This is a genomic window from Brevundimonas bacteroides DSM 4726, assembly GCF_000701445.1.
Classification (GTDB): Bacteria; Pseudomonadota; Alphaproteobacteria; order Caulobacterales; family Caulobacteraceae; genus Brevundimonas; species Brevundimonas bacteroides.
On the sequence record NZ_JNIX01000009.1, the window covers coordinates 72,461 to 87,772 of the forward strand.

At 67.4% G+C, this 15,312-nt stretch carries 15 protein-coding genes and 1 tRNA gene; 12 read left to right on the forward strand and 4 right to left on the reverse strand.

Annotated features, from left to right (window positions below):
* Positions 1-6: 6 nt before the first annotated feature.
* Complete coding sequence (gene msrB, locus Q333_RS0107595; protein WP_029416151.1) at positions 7-513, forward strand: peptide-methionine (R)-S-oxide reductase MsrB; 507 nt, start codon at positions 7-9, stop codon at positions 511-513.
* Here msrB and Q333_RS0107600 read toward each other — a convergent pair.
* Both Q333_RS0107600 and phaC read right to left on the reverse strand, forming a co-directional pair.
* Positions 510-896, reverse strand: coding sequence for a hypothetical protein (locus Q333_RS0107600; protein ID WP_029416152.1), 387 nt, complete (start codon positions 894-896; stop codon positions 510-512). The genes msrB and Q333_RS0107600 overlap by 4 nt on opposite strands.
* Positions 893-2,929 (reverse strand): class I poly(R)-hydroxyalkanoic acid synthase, encoded by a 2,037-nt coding sequence (phaC, locus tag Q333_RS0107605; protein WP_029416153.1) that lies wholly within the window; start codon positions 2,927-2,929, stop codon positions 893-895. The genes Q333_RS0107600 and phaC overlap by 4 nt, the downstream gene beginning before the upstream one ends.
* 85 nt (positions 2,930-3,014) lie before the next feature.
* On the opposite strand from phaC, the gene Q333_RS0107610 reads away from it, so the two are divergent.
* The 8 genes from Q333_RS0107610 to Q333_RS0107645 all read left to right on the forward strand — a co-directional run bounded on the left by Q333_RS0107610 (position 3,015) and on the right by Q333_RS0107645 (position 10,503).
* The gene (locus Q333_RS0107610; RefSeq protein ID WP_029416154.1) at positions 3,015-3,476 is read left to right on the forward strand and encodes a hypothetical protein; all 462 of its coding nucleotides are present in this window, start codon (positions 3,015-3,017) and stop codon (positions 3,474-3,476) included.
* A gap of 60 nt (positions 3,477-3,536) precedes the next feature.
* Entirely contained in the window at positions 3,537-4,493 is a 957-nt protein-coding gene (gene glpX / locus Q333_RS0107615) for a class II fructose-bisphosphatase (RefSeq protein ID WP_029416155.1), read from the forward strand.
* Positions 4,493-6,307: a single-stranded-DNA-specific exonuclease RecJ gene (gene recJ / locus Q333_RS0107620; protein ID WP_029416156.1), complete on the forward strand. Its 1,815-nt coding sequence runs from the start codon at positions 4,493-4,495 to the stop codon at positions 6,305-6,307. The genes glpX and recJ overlap by 1 nt, the downstream gene beginning before the upstream one ends.
* A 60-nt stretch (positions 6,308-6,367) precedes the next feature.
* Positions 6,368-6,442, forward strand: a tRNA-Glu gene (locus tag Q333_RS0107625).
* Between the two features lie 123 nt (positions 6,443-6,565).
* Positions 6,566-8,155 (forward strand): histidine kinase famiy protein, encoded by a 1,590-nt coding sequence (locus tag Q333_RS0107630; protein ID WP_029416157.1) that lies wholly within the window; start codon positions 6,566-6,568, stop codon positions 8,153-8,155.
* Between the two features lie 71 nt (positions 8,156-8,226).
* Positions 8,227-8,808, forward strand: coding sequence for a cold-shock protein (locus Q333_RS0107635; protein ID WP_029416158.1), 582 nt, complete (start codon positions 8,227-8,229; stop codon positions 8,806-8,808).
* 23 nt (positions 8,809-8,831) lie between these two features.
* Positions 8,832-9,302 (forward strand): DUF192 domain-containing protein, encoded by a 471-nt coding sequence (locus Q333_RS0107640; RefSeq protein WP_029416159.1) that lies wholly within the window; start codon positions 8,832-8,834, stop codon positions 9,300-9,302.
* Positions 9,303-9,507: 205 nt separating this feature from the next.
* Positions 9,508-10,503 (forward strand): TerC family protein, encoded by a 996-nt coding sequence (locus Q333_RS0107645; RefSeq protein ID WP_035293993.1) that lies wholly within the window; start codon positions 9,508-9,510, stop codon positions 10,501-10,503.
* 19 nt (positions 10,504-10,522) lie between these two features.
* Here the strand turns inward: Q333_RS0107645 and Q333_RS0107650 are convergent, their stop codons facing one another.
* Positions 10,523-11,335, reverse strand: a complete 813-nt coding sequence (locus Q333_RS0107650; RefSeq protein ID WP_029416161.1) for a transporter — start codon at positions 11,333-11,335, stop codon at positions 10,523-10,525.
* Positions 11,336-11,406: 71 nt separating this feature from the next.
* The gene (locus tag Q333_RS0107655) at positions 11,407-12,057 is read right to left on the reverse strand and encodes an alpha/beta hydrolase (protein ID WP_029416162.1); all 651 of its coding nucleotides are present in this window, start codon (positions 12,055-12,057) and stop codon (positions 11,407-11,409) included.
* A 160-nt stretch (positions 12,058-12,217) separates the two neighbouring features.
* Here Q333_RS0107655 and Q333_RS0107660 point away from each other — a divergent pair, with 160 nt between their 5' ends.
* Genes Q333_RS0107660 through sufB form a run of 3 tightly spaced genes read left to right on the forward strand, consistent with a single transcriptional unit; the run spans position 12,218 to position 15,306 of the window.
* Positions 12,218-12,700 (forward strand): Rrf2 family transcriptional regulator, encoded by a 483-nt coding sequence (locus Q333_RS0107660; RefSeq protein ID WP_029416163.1) that lies wholly within the window; start codon positions 12,218-12,220, stop codon positions 12,698-12,700.
* Entirely contained in the window at positions 12,697-13,836 is a 1,140-nt protein-coding gene (locus tag Q333_RS0107665; RefSeq protein ID WP_029416164.1) for a cysteine desulfurase family protein, read from the forward strand. Before Q333_RS0107660 ends, Q333_RS0107665 begins: the two co-directional genes overlap by 4 nt.
* A 3-nt stretch (positions 13,837-13,839) precedes the next feature.
* A complete protein-coding gene (gene sufB / locus Q333_RS0107670) occupies positions 13,840-15,306 on the forward strand; it encodes a Fe-S cluster assembly protein SufB (RefSeq protein WP_029416165.1) in 1,467 nt (488 codons plus the stop codon).
* Positions 15,307-15,312: the final 6 nt, after the last annotated feature.

The following is a 15,312-nucleotide window of genomic DNA, read 5'->3' on the forward strand; positions in this document are numbered from 1 at the left end:
GGGGCCATGACCCAGCCCCTGAAATTCTCCCGCCGTGCCGTCCTGCTGTGCGGATCGGCCGCCGCGCTCGCGGCCTGCTCCTCGCCGGGTGAGGCGGATGCCTCGACGGCGCAGTACGCCAACTCGCCTTTCCGTCGCATCACCGACGCCCAGTGGCGCGAGCGCCTGCCTGGGCTGAGCTATCAGGTGCTGCGCCACGAGGCGACGGAGCGGCCCTATACCAGTCCGCTGAACGACGAGCGGCGGCGCGGGACCTATGTCTGTCGGGGGTGCGAGCTGCCGCTGTTTCGGTCGGAGACGAAGTTCGACTCAGGCACCGGTTGGCCGAGCTTCCATGACGTCATCGACGGGGCGATCGGGACCAAGACCGACTTCGCCATCGGCATTCCGCGCACGGAGTATCACTGCGCCCGCTGCCTGGGGCACCACGGGCATGTATTCAACGACGGGCCGCGGCCGACGGGGCTGCGCTACTGCAACAACGGCGTGTCCCTGATTTTCCGGCCTGCTTAGGTCCCGGCGCGCGGGGCCTTCATGGCCGAGCGGACGGTGTAGCCAAACAGCACCGAGGCGATGACGACCAGCAAGCCGTAGTCCCAGCCCCGGAAGAAGAAGGGGATGACTGCCAGCACCGTCACCACGCCAGGGAAGATGGCCGCCCAGATAGCGGAAGTGGGGGCCCGCATGTCGATCATGGGCGGGCGGTCGGGGTCCATCCGCATCAGCTTCGACAGAGGCCGGTGCAGAACCACGAACATCGCCGTGTAGAGCCCCGCCAGGAAGGGGTAGCGCCACAGGGGAGCAGGCTCGCCGTAGACGGCGGCGGTCAGCGTCAGAAGCAGCAGCGGCAGGCCGGTGGCGACGGCGAGGAGGAGGTTCGGCTCGATACGGCTCAAGACTTCACTTTCACATAGGACCCCGGCGCGGGCTCTAGCGGCGAAAGCGGGCCTTTGTGGGGATCGCGGGCTGCGACCCATTCGCCCGAGCGGGCGTGGAGCCACTCGGCCCAGTGCGGCCACCAGCTGCCGGGGTGTTCCTGGGCCTCCGCCTGCCATTCGGCGAGGGTCGCCGGCAGCTTCGGATTGACCCAGTGCTGGTACTTCTTGGCCGAGGGCGGATTGACCACGCCCGCGATGTGGCCCGAGCCCGCGAGCGTCAGCGTGACGTCGGCGTTCCGGAACGCCTTGGCCGAGCGATAGACGGAGTTCATCGGGGCGATGTGGTCTTCCCGGCTGGCCTGGAAATAGAGGGGGATGGTGACCTTCGACAAGTCGACGCGCTCGCCGCCGATCTCGAACTCGCCCTTGGTCAGCTTGTTGGCCCCGTACATGCTGCGCAGGTAGTTCATGTGCAGCGCCTTGGGCATGCGGGTCTGGTCGGCGTTCCAGAACAGCAGGTCGAAGGCGGCGGGCTCCTTGCCCATCAGGTAGTTGGAGACGAAGAACGACCAGATCAGGTCGTTGGCGCGCAGGGCGTTGAAGGTGTCGGCCATGGCGGCGCCGGGCAGGACGCCGCCGGCCATGTCCATCTGCTTCTCGATCTCGCCCAGCCAGTGCTCGTCGGTGAAGAGCAGCAGGTCGCCGGCCTCCTCGAAGTCGTGCTGGGCGGCGAAGAAGGTGGTGGCGTTGACTCTGCTGTCGCCACGGGCCGCCATGTGTGCGAGCGCGGCCCCCATCAGTGTGCCGCCGATGCAGTAGCCGACGGTGTTCAGCCGGTCCTGACCGGTCTGCTCCATCGCCTTTTGCGTAGCGCGGTAGATGCCCTTCTCCAGGTAGTCGTCGAAGTCGTAGGCCGCCATCGAGGCGTCCGGATTGACCCAGGAGCAGACGAAAACGGTGAAGCCCTGGCTCGAAAGCCAGCGGATCATGGAGTTCTCGGGCTGGAGGTCCAGGATGTAGAACTTGTTGATCCAGGGCGGGAAGATCAGCAGCGGGATGGCGCGCTGCTTCTCCGTGGCAGCGTCGAACTGGATCAGCTCGAACAGCTCGTCGCGCCAGACGACCTGGCCGGGGGCCGTGGCGACGTTCTCGCCGACGACGAAGCGGCCGTAGTCGGCCTGGCTGATCTTGAGCTTGCCCATGCCGCGTTCGAGGTCGACGGCGAAGTTCTGCATACCCTTGACGAGGGACTCGCCGTTGGTCTCGGCCATGGCCTTCAGCGCGGCGGGGTTGGAGGCCAGGAAGTTCGACGGCGAGAAGGCGTCGGTCAGGAGCTTGGTGAAGAACTCTGCGCGACGCTTGGTGCGGGGGTCGACGTCCTCGACGGAGGACACCAGGCCGTTCATCCAGTCGGCGGTGACCAGATAGGACTGGCGCATGACGTCGAACATGGGGTTCTCGCCCCAGGCGGGGTCCTTGAAACGCTTGTCCTTGGACGGCTGGGGCGGTTCCTCGCCGGAGACGCGGCGGGCGGTCGTGGCCCACAGGTCCATGTAGCGGTTGAACAGGTCGGCCTGGGCGGCGAACAGCTTGTCGGGGCGGGCGGCCAGGCTGGTCATGACGGAGTTCATCGCCGGGCCGACGTTGAAGGGATCGGGCGACAGGGCAGCCGGGCGATCTGCGTTAGCCAGCGCGGCCTCGGCGATGGCGGCCTGGGCGGTCATGGCGGCTTTCGCCAGGTTGACCGAGAGGGTCTCGATCATCTGGCGCTGCTCCTCGCCCGGAAAGGCGAAAGGGTTGGCGGACGCCGGTTCGGGCTGGGCTTCGGCCTGGGGGCCAGGAACGGGGTCAGGGGATGCAGTCTCAGTCTTGGCAGCTTCGGGAGCGACCGGCTGCGGCGCCGCGATCAGCGGCTCGGCAGCGGATTCGGCGGTCAGCGCGGCCTTCTTCGCGCGCGGGGCACGCGGCTTGGCTGAGGTGGTGCGGCCGGGCTTGCGCGGCTGAGAGGCCACGGCCAGGGGTTTGGGCGGGGTCTTGGGGGCCTTGGCCATGAAATCTCCGGGCGCTTCCTGCGGGGCGTCGGACGCATCGTTCGCCCTTTTGCCTGTCACGATCATGGCCTAAGACCGGCGCGAGATGAACGCGCAACGAGCGAAATTCCTGATCGGGCTGGCGCTGGTCGGCGGGGCGGCCTCGGGCTGCGCCGGGGCCTTCGAGGCGGAGACCGACGTGGGTTCGCCGATCGTCCCGCAAATTCAGGCGCTGGTTAACGCCAATCGCGAGTATCCGCGCTGGGCGGATTTCCCGAGGGCGGCCATGGACTCGCCCGGCGCGGTCGAGGTTGCGGCGCGCGTCCAGGGTCTGACCGGCGCGGGATCCTCGCTGCAGGCCGAGGCCGAGCGGATTGAATGGACTCTGGGCGATCCGGCGACTCTGGCCAGCGAGATCGGCGCACGGGTCGATTTGCAGCAGATATCGCCGGTGACCGCCGAAACTCAGGCCGAGGTCGAGGCTTTCGCCGAGCAGGTCCGTCGCCGTGCCGAGGCCCCGCCACCCATAGATCGGACGCCCGCCCCTTCTAGCAGCGGCCCGCGCTGACCCATACCCTATCGCCCGGTCGACAGAATCCGGGGATCATCCGCCCTCAGGAGCAAGCCCATGGCCGACACGGCCCCCTTCGCCTCGACGCTGGCTGCCGACGCAGCCATGGTCACCGAACTGGCCGCCATCGCCAGCTGGGCCCAGATCGGGCGCGGCGACGAGAAGCACGCCGACCAGCTGGCCGTCGACGCCATGCGTAACGCGCTGAACAGTCTGGATATCGACGGCAAGATCGTGATCGGCGAGGGCGAGCGCGACGAGGCGCCCATGCTCTACATCGGCGAGAAGGTCGGCACCGGCAAAGGCCCGGCCATCGACATCGCGCTGGATCCGCTTGAAGGCACGACGCTGACGGCCAAGGCCATGGCCAATGCGCTCACGGTGCTGGCCATGTCCGCGGGAGGCGGACTGCTGCACGCGCCCGACACCTACATGGACAAGATCGCCATCGGCCCGGGCTATGCTCCCGGCACGGTCGATCTGGACATGAGCCCGCAGGAGAATGTGCGCTCGCTCGCGGCGGCCAAGGGCGTGAAGCCGGAAGACATCACCGTCTGCTGCATGGACCGGCCTCGGCATGAGGCCCTGATCGCGGCGCTGCGCGAGGTGGGCGCGCGGGTGATGCTGATCACCGACGGAGACGTAGCGGGCGTGATCCACACGGCGGAGCCGGAGACGGGCATCGACCTGTATCTGGGCTCAGGCGGGGCGCCGGAGGGCGTGCTGGCGGCTTCGGCGCTGAAGTGCGTCGGCGGGCATTTCCAGGGCCGGCTGCTGTTCCGCAATGACGATGAGCGGGCGCGGGCCCAGCGCACCGGCGTGACCGATTTCGATCGAAAGTACGACCTTCACGACCTGGTGTCCAAGGACGCCGTCTTCGCCGCGACCGGCGTGACCAAGGGGGCGATGCTGGACGGTGTGGTGATGCGCAATGGCTTCGTCACGACGCACACCCTGGTGATGGACTCCTCGACGAGGACGGTGCGGCGCATCCGGACTACGCGACCGGTCTGATGGCGGATGGCGCGGCGACAGGTTTGACGCCTGGCTATCTCGACGTCGCGCGTTCGCTGTCTGGCCGGGCCTGGAGACAGAGACCGGCCGAGACCGCCACGATCCGCGCCCATATGCAGGCGCTAGGACTGTCTGAACCGTTGGCGCGGGCGCTGGCCGCGCGAGGCGTCCCGGCGGAGGAGGGGGCGGACTTCCTGTCGCCCACCCTCAAGCGCCTGTTTCCCGATCCCTCGTCCTTCATGGACATGGACAAGGCGGCGGAAGCCATCGTCTCGGCGGTGCAGGCGGGCGAGCGGGTGCATGTCTTCGCCGACTACGACGTTGACGGGGCCTCCAGCGCGGCGCTGCTGGTGCGCTGGTTCCGGGCGATGGGCACCGAGCTGCCGATCTATGTGCCCGACCGCCTGACCGAGGGCTACGGGCCGAGCCCGGCGGCCTTCGACCGGCTGAAGGCGCTGGGCGCGGATTTGGTCGTCACCGTGGACTGCGGGGCGGCGGCCAACGAAGCCATCGCCCATGCCTGCGCCATCGGGCTGAAGGTCGTGGTGATTGACCATCACATGATGCGCGAGGAGCCGCCGCAGTGTCTGGCGGTCGTCAATCCGAACCGGCCGGGCTGCGGCTCGGGGCAGGGGAACCTGGCGGCGGCGGGGGTGGTGTTCGTGCTGCTGGCGGCGCTGAACCGCGAAGCGCGGCGGCGGGCCGTGTTCGAGGGTCGGGCTGAGCCGGAGATCCGGCAATGGCTCGATCTGGCGGCGCTGGGGGCCATTTGCGATGTGACGCGGCTGTCGGGTTTCAACCGGGCGCTGGCGGGGCTGGGGCTCGGCGTCATGTCCGGCTGGAGCAATCCGGGTCTGAAGGCCCTGCTGGCCGTGGCCGGCAGCGAGCCGGGCCCGGCCAAGGTCAACCACGCGGGCTTCATTCTGGGGCCGCGCATCAACGCGGGCGGACGGATCGGCCGAGCGGACCTGGGGACGCGGCTGCTGTCGACCGACGATCCGGAGGAGGCGCGGGCTCTGGCCGAGGAGCTGGATGCGCTGAACGTGGCGCGGCGCGAGGTCGAGCGCGAGGTGACGGAGACCGCCGTGCGCCGCGTCGAGGCGGCGGGGCATCACGCGGATGGTTCGGCTGTCGTCGTGGTGGCGGGCGAGGACTGGCATCCGGGCGTGGTCGGCATTGTGGCCGGGCGGCTGAGGGAGCGGTGGAGGAAGCCCGTCATCGTCATCGGCGTGGATGCGGCGGCAGGCGTCGGCAAGGGTTCCGGGCGGTCGCAGCCGGGCATGAACTTGGGCCGGGCGGTGCAGGCGGCGTGGAACGCGGGCCTGCTGCTGGCGGGGGGCGGGCATGCCATGGCGGCGGGCCTGACGGTGAGGCCGGACGGGATCGACGCCTTGCGGGACTACCTCAACGCAGCGCTGGCCGGTGAGCAGGTCGAGGCGGAGGCGCAGGACTGGGTTGAGGTCGACGCCCTGATCGATCCCTCGGCGGCGACGCGGGTCCTGTTCGAGGATTTCGAGCGGCTTGCGCCCTTCGGGCCAGGGAATCCGGAGCCTCTGTTCGCACTCGGCGGCGTGCAAGCCCGCGAGCCGGTGCAGATGAACGGCGGACATGTGCGCTGCCGGCTGGTCGGGGCTGACGGCGCCTCGGTCCGGGCCATCGCCTGGCGTTGCGCGGACCTGCCGCTGGGCCGGGCCTTGCTGGCCGGGCAGGGCGGCCTGAGCGTAGTCGGGCGGCTGAAGGCGGACGACTGGAACGGGCGGCGCGGGGTCCAGTTCGAGATCGAGGACGCCGCCGACCCGCGCATGTCCATTTAGCGACAGCGGGTGCTTGCGCCCCTCGGAATCGCCCGCTATATCGCCGGCTCCCCGCGCAGCGGTCCCTTCGTCTATCGGTTAGGACGTCAGGTTTTCAACCTGAAAAGAGGGGTTCGATTCCCCTAGGGACTGCCACGCGGGGCCTCCCCTAAATCCTTGTGTACGCTGGCGACTTTTGCGTCGTGAGCCAAAACGGCCTAGCTGCGTTTCGTAGTGAAGGGGTCGTTACCGCAGGCCTCGTATCGAGGAGCCTGCCGCTTGACGTCCGACACGCCTGAAGTCCCGCCCGCGCGTAGCGTGGTCCCGACCGTAACGCACGAGGGGTTCGCCGGAACAGACGACATCTTCTTCGCCGCTGTCGAGATGACGCGGATGCCGATGATCGTCACCGATCCCAACCAGCCCGACAATCCGATCGTCTTCGCCAACAACGCCTTCGTCGACCTGACGGGCTATGCGGTCGAGGAACTGGTGGGTCGCAACTGTCGCTTTCTTCAGGGCGCCGGCAGCGATCCGGAGACCGTCAGCGTAGTGCGCCAGGCGATCGCAGCCCGGACGGACGTTTCCGTCGAGATCCTGAACTATCGCAAGGACGGGTCTGCGTTCTGGAACGCCCTGTTCATCAGTCCAGTGTTCGGACCCGACAACAAGCTGTTGTATTTCTTCGCCTCGCAGCTGGACGTATCGCGCCGGCGCGACGCCGAGGACGCGCTGCGTCAGGCGCAGAAGATGGAGGCGGTGGGCCAGCTGACCGGGGGCATCGCGCACGACTTCAACAATCTGCTGACCGTCATCATGGGCAACGTCGAATCCGCCATCGAGCGGATCGACGACGAGGCGGTGAAGCGTCGGCTGGAGCGGGCCATGGAAGGCGCCAAGCGGGCCGAGACCCTGACCGGGCAGCTGCTGGCATTCGCCCGCAAGCAGCGGCTGGACGGGCGACCGACCAATTTGAACCTGCTGGTGGAGGGTTTGCGTGACATGGTCGGGCGCACCCTGGGCAGCCAGATCACCATCCGCCCTCGGCTGGAACCGAACCTGAGGCTGGCCCAGGTGGATACCGTTCAGGCCGAGGTCGCCCTGCTGAACGTCCTGGTCAACGCGCGCGACGCCATGCCGGAAGGCGGCGAGGTCGGGATCAGCACCCAGACGGTCACGGTGGTGGAGCGTGGGGATCTGGGGGACGCCGAGCCGGGCGACTACGTCGTGGTCTCGGTCCGGGACATGGGAATGGGCATGCCGGCCAATGTGCTGGCGCGGGTCACCGAACCCTTCTTCACCACCAAGGATGTTGGCAAGGGCACGGGCATGGGCCTGGCCATGGTCTACGGCTTCATGCGCCAGAGCCGGGGCCATCTTGTGATCGAGTCCGAAGTCGGGGAGGGCACCACGGTCAAGTTGATCTTCCCCGCGATCAGCGGCGAGGCCAGCGAAGCCTTGCACCGCCCCTTGCGCGATGTTCAGGGCGGCTCGGAGACGATCCTGATGGTCGAGGACAATCCCGAGGTCATGGAGATGGGGCGCGGCATCCTGGAGGACCTCGGCTACAGCTTGCTGACCGCGACGACGGGAGGGCAGGCGCTGGAGGTGCTGGAAACGGCGCCCCACGTGGACCTGCTGTTCACAGACATCGTCATGCCCGGCGGGATGAACGGCGTGACCCTGGCCAACCAGGTGCGCCGGCTGAGGCCCCGGATCCAGGTGTTGCTGACCACCGGATGGGCGGACCGGGCGTTGGATCATGAGGATGATCGCAGCGGTTTCGAATTGATCGGCAAGCCATACCGCAGAGGCGACCTGGCGCGGAAGGTGCGGACCCTGCTGGACGGCCCCACCGGGGTAAGCTGAGCCGTTTCTGAAACAGACGTTTTTCGCTTTTCACGGGTTCACAGAACCGTGTTAAACATGAACCGTCCGCAATGCTCGCGGGCGGGGGGCTGAACGTGTCGGAATACGAGGGGCTGGATGCGCCGGACACCGTCCGGATCGTCGGGCGGGTAAAGTGGTTTGATCCGGGCAAGGGGTACGGCTTCATCGTTCCCGATGATCCGGACCAGACGGACCACAAGGACGTCTTGTTGCACATCTCAAGCCTGCGGGACGGGGGCTGGGAACAGGCGGGCGAGGGAGCCCAGATCGCGTGCGCCTGTGCCCGGCGGCCCAAGGGCTGGCAGGTGACGCAGGTCCATGACCTTGGAGAGCCCGAACCAGACACCGTCGCACCGCGCCGAGGCTATGAAGCCCTGAAGTCGGATCGCCGCAGCCTGTCGGCGACCCCGGAAGCGTCGGGCGATCTGGAGACGGCCACCGTCAAGTGGTTCAACCGCACCAAAGGCTACGGATTCGTGGTGCGTTCGGCCGATCCGGGCGATATCTTCGTGCACATCGAGACGCTGCGGCGCTGTGGCCTGGACGATCTGGTTCCGGGCGAGACGGTGTCGGTGCGGTTCGCCAGCGGGCCCAAGGGCCTGGTGGTGGCGGAAATCAGACCGGGCGGCTGAGACGTCGCCCCGAAAGGGTGACGATGATTTCAAAGCGGAATCTACTGGCAGCGGCGCTGGCGCTGGCCGTCGCCGCCTGCGCCCAGAGCAGCGGCCCCGTCGATGCGGCAGGCAATCCGCTGGAGCCCCTGACCATCGTCACGGCGTCCGGTGAGCACGAGTTCCTCGTTGAGATCGCCGACGACGACGCCGAGCGCGAGCGCGGGCTGATGTTCCGTCCGCCTCTGGAAGACGACCGGGGCATGCTGTTCCAGTTTCCGGATGTCGCCGAGCGCGGCTTCTGGATGAAGGACACGCCCAGTTCGCTGGATATCCTCTATGTCGCGCCGGACGGCCGGATCATTTCCATCGCCCGGCACACGACGCCCTATTCCCAGACGATCATCCCTTCGAACGGTGGCGCCAACGGTGTGCTGGAGCTTCGCGCCGGGCGATCCGAAGAGATTGGTGCGCAGCCGGGCGATCGGGTGCGCCATCCCTTTTTCGGCCAGTAGCTGCGACACTCTGTCCCGGAGCCGCCGGGCGGCTTGATCACAGACCGACGGTCGCCTAGCTGGACCTCCAGCGGACCGGGCCCCTCTGACGTCTGATGGCAGACGTGATGTCGGACCGCATCGAGCGAGCTCGGTGCGCGACGACCCTTCCCGGTCGATCCCCAAATGCGTGCGCCGTGGTCGCTCCCTAACGAAGGGGAGTCCTATGGACCTGATGACATTCTTCCTGGCCGACTGGCTGGGCAAGCCGGCCTGGATGTGGCTGGCTTTCATGGGCGTGGTCGTGGCGCTGCTGGTGCTGGACCTGGGCGTACTGCACAGGGACCAACATGAGATCGGCGTGCGCGAGAGCCTGCTGCTGTCCAGCATGTACATCGCCATCGCCCTGATCTTCGGCGGCTGGGTGTGGTGGGAGCTGGGCAGCCAGTCCGGCATAGAATACCTGACCGGCTTCGCGATCGAGAAGTCGCTGGCGATGGACAACGTCTTCGTGATCGCCATGATCTTCGGCTACTTCGCCATTCCGCGCGCGCTCCAGCACCGGGTGCTGTTCTGGGGCATCCTGGGCGTGATCGTGCTGAGGGCCCTGATGATCGGGGCGGGCGCGGCGCTGGTCAGTCAGTACGGCTGGGTGCTGTATATCTTTGCGGCCTTCCTGATCTTCACCGGGATCAAGATGTTCTTCGCCGGCGACGGCCACGCCGACGTGGGGGCCAATCCTCTGGTGAAGTGGATGCGCGGGCACCTGCGCATCACCGACCAGCTGCATGGCCAGAAGTTCTTCGTGAAGGAGCCCCATCCCAAGACCGGCAGAATGGTGCTGTGGGCCACGCCGATGTTCCTGGCGCTGGTGATGATCGAGATCGCGGACGTGATCTTCGCGGTGGACTCCGTGCCGGCGATCTTCGCCATCACGACCGATCCCTTCATCGTCTACACCTCGAACATCTTCGCCATCCTGGGCCTGCGGGCGCTCTATTTCGCCCTGGCCGCCATCATCCATCGCTTCGCCTATCTGAAGCAGGCTCTGGCGGTGCTGCTGGTGTTCATCGGCGGCAAGATCTTCGTCGCCGACCTGATGGGCTGGGAGAAGTTCCCCGCCGAGTGGTCGCTGGCGATCACCGCCCTGATCCTGACTGGCGGCGTGGTGTACTCGCTGTGGAAGACCAAGGGGCAGCGGCCGGCCGAGGCGGCGCACTAAGTCCGGAGGGGCCTGGCCGTCAGAAGCGGCGCGCCAGGCCCACGCCGAACTCGACATCGGGGCTGTCGTCGTTCAGGCCGAAGTTCAGCCCGAAATCCAGTTGGGCGTCCGGTAGGGACGGGGGGCTCCAGACGGCGATCAGGTCGAAGGTGGACTGGGTCGTGGAGCCGAGCGGGTCGTCGTCGTGGCTGATCCACACTTCGGCCCCCAGCGTCCAGTCGCCGAAGCCCCGGTCTGTCCCGATCACGAGGCTGTAGGCAGCATGAGAGCCTTCGCCGTCGGCGTCGCGGATGGCTTCGATGAAGGGAGAAACACCCAGGCTCCATTCCGAGCCCGTATCGAACGCCAGCGGCAGGGCGATGCCGCCTTCAATGCCGCTGGCGCGCACCTCATCCCCACCCGTCGGGACGGTGCCGAACACGGTCAGAGCCAGGCCGAAGGGTTCGCCATCCGGATTGATCAGGCTGTGGCGCATGGCGAGGAAAAGGTCGCTGACGCCCTCTGCGGTCTCGGTCAGACCGGTGGCGCGGTCCGTCGCCTCCTCACGCGTCGCGATCGACACACCTGCTTGCACTTCTGTGCGCGGGCCCACGCCGTAGCGGACGATGACGGAGCCGGCTGACCAGCCCTCGATCCGGGTCGTGTCGTCCTCCTGCTCGAAGCCATCGAACAGGCCGACCTCGATCTGCACCACACCCGAGTCGATGACGCAGGTTGAATCGCCCTTGCCGGGTCGATCCGGGCAGAAGGGTCGCAGTTCGCTATCCTGGGCGAAGGCGACGCCACCGACGGATGCGGTGAGCAGGCCGAGCGTTCCGACAAGAAGCCGCATTGAAACTCCCCCCAAGGTCCTTCGGCTGGTCTACGCTGACCGGCCTCGTCAGGATACGCCCCGCATCGACCTCAGGCGGGCTCGGCCTCGAGGCGCTTGTCCAGATAGGCCCCGACGCGGGTCTCGACCGCCGAGAGGTGGTCCTGCCAGAAGTGGCTGGCGCCCTCTTCCAGCTCATAGTCGATGACGATGCCCTTTTGGGTGCGCAGCTTGTTGACCACGCGCTCGACCTCGATCGGCGGGACGATGGTGTCGGCCGTGCCGTGCAGGAACAGGCCCGACGCCGGGCAGGGGGCCAGGAAGCTGAAGTCGTACATGTTCGACGGCGGCGACACCGAGATGAAGCCGTCTGTCTCGGGCCGGCGCATCAACAGCTGCATGCCGATGTAGGCCCCGAACTGGTAGCCGGCGACCCAGGTCTGGGTGGCGGCGGGGTTGTTGGACTGAAGCCAGTCGAGCGCGGTGGCGGCGTCCGCCAGCTCGCCGATGCCGCTATCGAACTCGCCCTGGGATTTGCCGACGCCGCGGCTGTTGTAGCGCAGGGTGGCGAAGCCGCGCTTGACGAACAGCTGGTACAGGGTGACCGCGACGGGATTGTTCATGTGCCCGCCCGCCTTGGGGTGGGGGTGCAGGATCAGGGCGATCGGGGCGTTCGGGCGCTTGCCCGGAGAATAGCGACCTTCGATGCGGCCGGAGGCGCCGGGCAGGATGACTTCAGGCATAGGGGCTCTGGAATCCGTTCAACTGTCGTTTCGCGGCCGCGCAATACTTGACCGCCACAGTCGGACTTTCTAAGTCCGATGGGGCGCGCAGGCCGCCTCGAGAAGCGGCGGGTCATAGCACAGGACCCCGAAAAGGCGCGCGATTTTTGCGAAGGCGACGATGCGACTGTCGACCAAGGGACGATACGCCGTCATGGCGATGGCCGACCTGGCCCGGCACGGCCGCGCCGAGGGCGGAAAGGCGAGGGCGGTCTCGCTCGCCGAGATCGCCACGCGGCAAGAGATTTCATTGAGTTATCTGGAACAGCTGTTCGCTCGCCTGAGGAAAAGCGGGCTGGTCCAGAGCGTTCGCGGGCCCGGCGGCGGCTATCGTCTGGCCAAGACGGCGGGCGAGACGGTGGTGTCAGAGATCGTGCTGGCGGTGGATGAGCCGATCCGGGCGACGCGCTGCGCGGCCCATTCCTCGCCCCGCGGCTGCATGATGGCCGGCGAACGGTGCATCACCCATAACCTTTGGGAAGACCTGGGCGACGAGATTCATCGCTACCTATCCAGCGTGTCGCTGGAGGATGTGATCCTGAACCGGACGCGGCGCGCGCCGGTGGCGGGCGAAGCCCAGACCGCAGTCGGGGTGGCGGCATGAGCCCCGTCTATCTGGATTATAACGCGTCGGCCCTGGTGCGGCCCGAGGTGCAGGCGGCGATGGCCGAGGCCCTGGCCGACAATGGCAATCCGTCCGCGGTGCACGCGGCCGGGCGGCGCGCGCGGGCGCGCGTCGAGACGGCGCGGGCCAAGGTGGCCGAGATGGTCGGGGCGGATGCGCAGTCCGTGGTCTTCTCCTCCGGGGGAACGGAGTCCAACGCCCAGGCCATCGCCAGCGCGATCGCGGCCGGATGCGAGAGGCTGATCGTCTGCGCGTCGGAACACCCCTGCGTCGCCGAGGCGGCGATGGCGTCGGGCAAGCCGGTCAAGGTGCTGCCGGTCGATGGGCGGGGCGTGGTCGATCTGGGCAAGCTGTCAGAGCTGCTGCGCGCGCCCGGCACGGCGGTGGTGGCGATCCACCATGCGAACAACGAGAGCGGCGTGATCCAGCCGATCCGCGAGGCCGCCACCCTGGTGCGCGAGGCGGGTGGCTGGCTGCACGTCGACGCCATCCAGTCGGCGGGCAAGATTCCCGTGTCGATGGCGGCGCTGAAGGCGAATACCCTGACGCTGTCGGCGCACAAGCTGGGCGGACCGCAGGGCGTGGGCGCGCTGGTTCTGGGCGAAGGCCGGTCGGCGGTGCAGATCGTTCGCGGCGCCGGGCAGGAGCGGGGCCTGAGGGCCGGGACCGAGAACGTGCCGGGCATCCACGGCTTCGGCGTCGCGGCCGACTGCGCGGTGCGCGACCTGCCGACGGCCGAGGCGCACGCCGCCTGGCGCGACGCGGCAGAGGCTGCGGTCGAGGCGGCCGGTGCCGTCATCATCGGCAAGGGCGCGCCGCGTCTGCCCAACACCCTGTTCCTGTCGGTGGCGGACTGGGAGAGCCCGCAGGCCCTGATCGTGCTGGATCTGGAAGGCGTCATGGTCTCGGCCGGCAGCGCCTGCTCGTCGGGCAAGACCAAGCCAAGCCGGACCATCGTGGCCATGGGGCGCATGGACCTGGCGACCGGGGGTGTCCGGGTCTCGGGCGGCTGGGGCACGACGAAAGACGATTGGTCGCGCTTCTCCGAAGCTTGGGCGCGCGCATATGGGAGACTGCGCGAGCGTCAGTCGGCCCGCATGAAGGAAACCGCCTAAGTCATGGCTGCTGTTCAGGAAACCATCGACGCCGTCGCCGCGCTGGAGAAGTACGAGCACGGCTTCACCTCGGACATCGAGACCGAATATGCCCCGCGCGGGCTGAACGCCGACATCGTCCGCTTCATCTCCGAGAAGAAGGGTGAGCCGGAGTGGATGCTGGAGTGGCGCCTCGCCGCCTATGAGCGCTGGCTGGCGATGGAGGAGCCGACCTGGGCCTCGGTCAAATACGAGCCGGTCGATTATCAGTCGCTGTTCTACTACGCCGCGCCCAAGAAGAAGGATGGGCCGAAGTCTCTGGACGAGGTCGATCCGGAAATCCTGGAGATCTACAAGAAGCTGGGCATCCCGCTGAAGGAGCAGGAGGTGCTGGCGGGCGTGGAGGGTGCGGCGCGCTATGCCGTCGACGCCGTGTTCGACTCGGTCAGCGTGGTCACAACCTTCAAGGCCGAGCTGGCCAAGGTCGGCGTGATTTTCATGCCGATTTCCGAGGCCTTGCGGGAATATCCTGACCTGGTGCGGCAGTATCTGGGATCGGTGGTGCCGGTCTCGGACAACTATTTCGCGGCGCTGAACAGCGCGGTCTTTTCGGACGGTTCGTTCGTCTACATCCCGCCGGGCGTGAAGTGCCCGATGGAGCTGTCGACCTATTTCCGCATCAATGCGAGCCAGACGGGCCAGTTCGAGCGGACCCTGATCATCGCCGACAAGGGCAGCTACGTCTCCTATCTGGAAGGCTGCACGGCGCCGATGCGGGACGAGAACCAGCTGCACGCTGCCGTGGTCGAACTGGTCGCCCTGGACGACGCTGAGATCAAATATTCGACGGTTCAGAACTGGTACCCCGGCGACGCCGAGGGCAAGGGCGGCATCTACAACTTCGTCACCAAGCGCGCCGACTGCCGGGGCGATCGGTCGAAGGTTTCGTGGACCCAGGTGGAGACCGGGTCGGCGGTGACGTGGAAATATCCGTCCTGCATCCTGAAGGGCGAGGAGAGCTCGGGCGAGTTCTATTCTATCGCCATCACCAACGGACATCAGCAGGCCGACACCGGCACCAAGATGATCCACCTGGGCAAGAACTCGAAGAGCCGGATCATCGCCAAGGCGGTGTCGGCGGGCAAGTCTGATTCGACCTATCGCGGCCTGGTTTCGGTGCACCCGAAGGCGACGGGTGTTCGCAACTTCACCCAGTGCGACAGCCTGCTGATCGGCGGCGACTGCGGGTCGCACACCGTGCCCTACATCGAGGCCCGCAACGGCTCCGCCCAGCTGGAGCACGAGGCGACGACGACGCGCCTGTCCGACGACCAGCTGTTCTATGCGCAGCAGCGCGGCCTGTCGCAGGAGGAGGCGGTGGCTCTTCTGGTCAACGGCTTCGTCCGCGACGTGATGCAGAAACTGCCGATGGAATTCGCCGTCGAGGCGCAGAAGCTGGTGGCGATCAGCCTTGAAGGCTCGGTCGGATAACAAGAA

Bases quoted from the DNA above. Each gene is read 5' to 3' on its own strand.
- Q333_RS0107650 (WP_029416161.1), bottom strand. From the start codon at position 11,335: ATGCGGCTTCTTGTCGGAACGCTCGGCCTGCTCACCGCATCCGTCGGT.
- msrB (WP_029416151.1), top strand. From the start codon at position 7: ATGACCCAGCCCCTGAAATTCTCCCGCCGTGCCGTCCTGCTGTGCGGA.
- recJ (WP_029416156.1), top strand. From the start codon at position 4,493: ATGGCGGATGGCGCGGCGACAGGTTTGACGCCTGGCTATCTCGACGTC.
- sufB (WP_029416165.1), top strand. From the start codon at position 13,840: ATGGCTGCTGTTCAGGAAACCATCGACGCCGTCGCCGCGCTGGAGAAG.
- Q333_RS0107660 (WP_029416163.1), top strand. From the start codon at position 12,218: ATGCGACTGTCGACCAAGGGACGATACGCCGTCATGGCGATGGCCGAC.
- Q333_RS0107645 (WP_035293993.1), top strand. From the start codon at position 9,508: ATGGACCTGATGACATTCTTCCTGGCCGACTGGCTGGGCAAGCCGGCC.
- Q333_RS0107610 (WP_029416154.1), top strand. From the start codon at position 3,015: ATGAACGCGCAACGAGCGAAATTCCTGATCGGGCTGGCGCTGGTCGGC.
- Q333_RS0107655 (WP_029416162.1), bottom strand. From the start codon at position 12,057: ATGCCTGAAGTCATCCTGCCCGGCGCCTCCGGCCGCATCGAAGGTCGC.
- Q333_RS0107640 (WP_029416159.1), top strand. From the start codon at position 8,832: ATGATTTCAAAGCGGAATCTACTGGCAGCGGCGCTGGCGCTGGCCGTC.
- glpX (WP_029416155.1), top strand. From the start codon at position 3,537: ATGGCCGACACGGCCCCCTTCGCCTCGACGCTGGCTGCCGACGCAGCC.
- phaC (WP_029416153.1), bottom strand. From the start codon at position 2,929: ATGGCCAAGGCCCCCAAGACCCCGCCCAAACCCCTGGCCGTGGCCTCT.
- Q333_RS0107665 (WP_029416164.1), top strand. From the start codon at position 12,697: ATGAGCCCCGTCTATCTGGATTATAACGCGTCGGCCCTGGTGCGGCCC.
- Q333_RS0107635 (WP_029416158.1), top strand. From the start codon at position 8,227: ATGCTCGCGGGCGGGGGGCTGAACGTGTCGGAATACGAGGGGCTGGAT.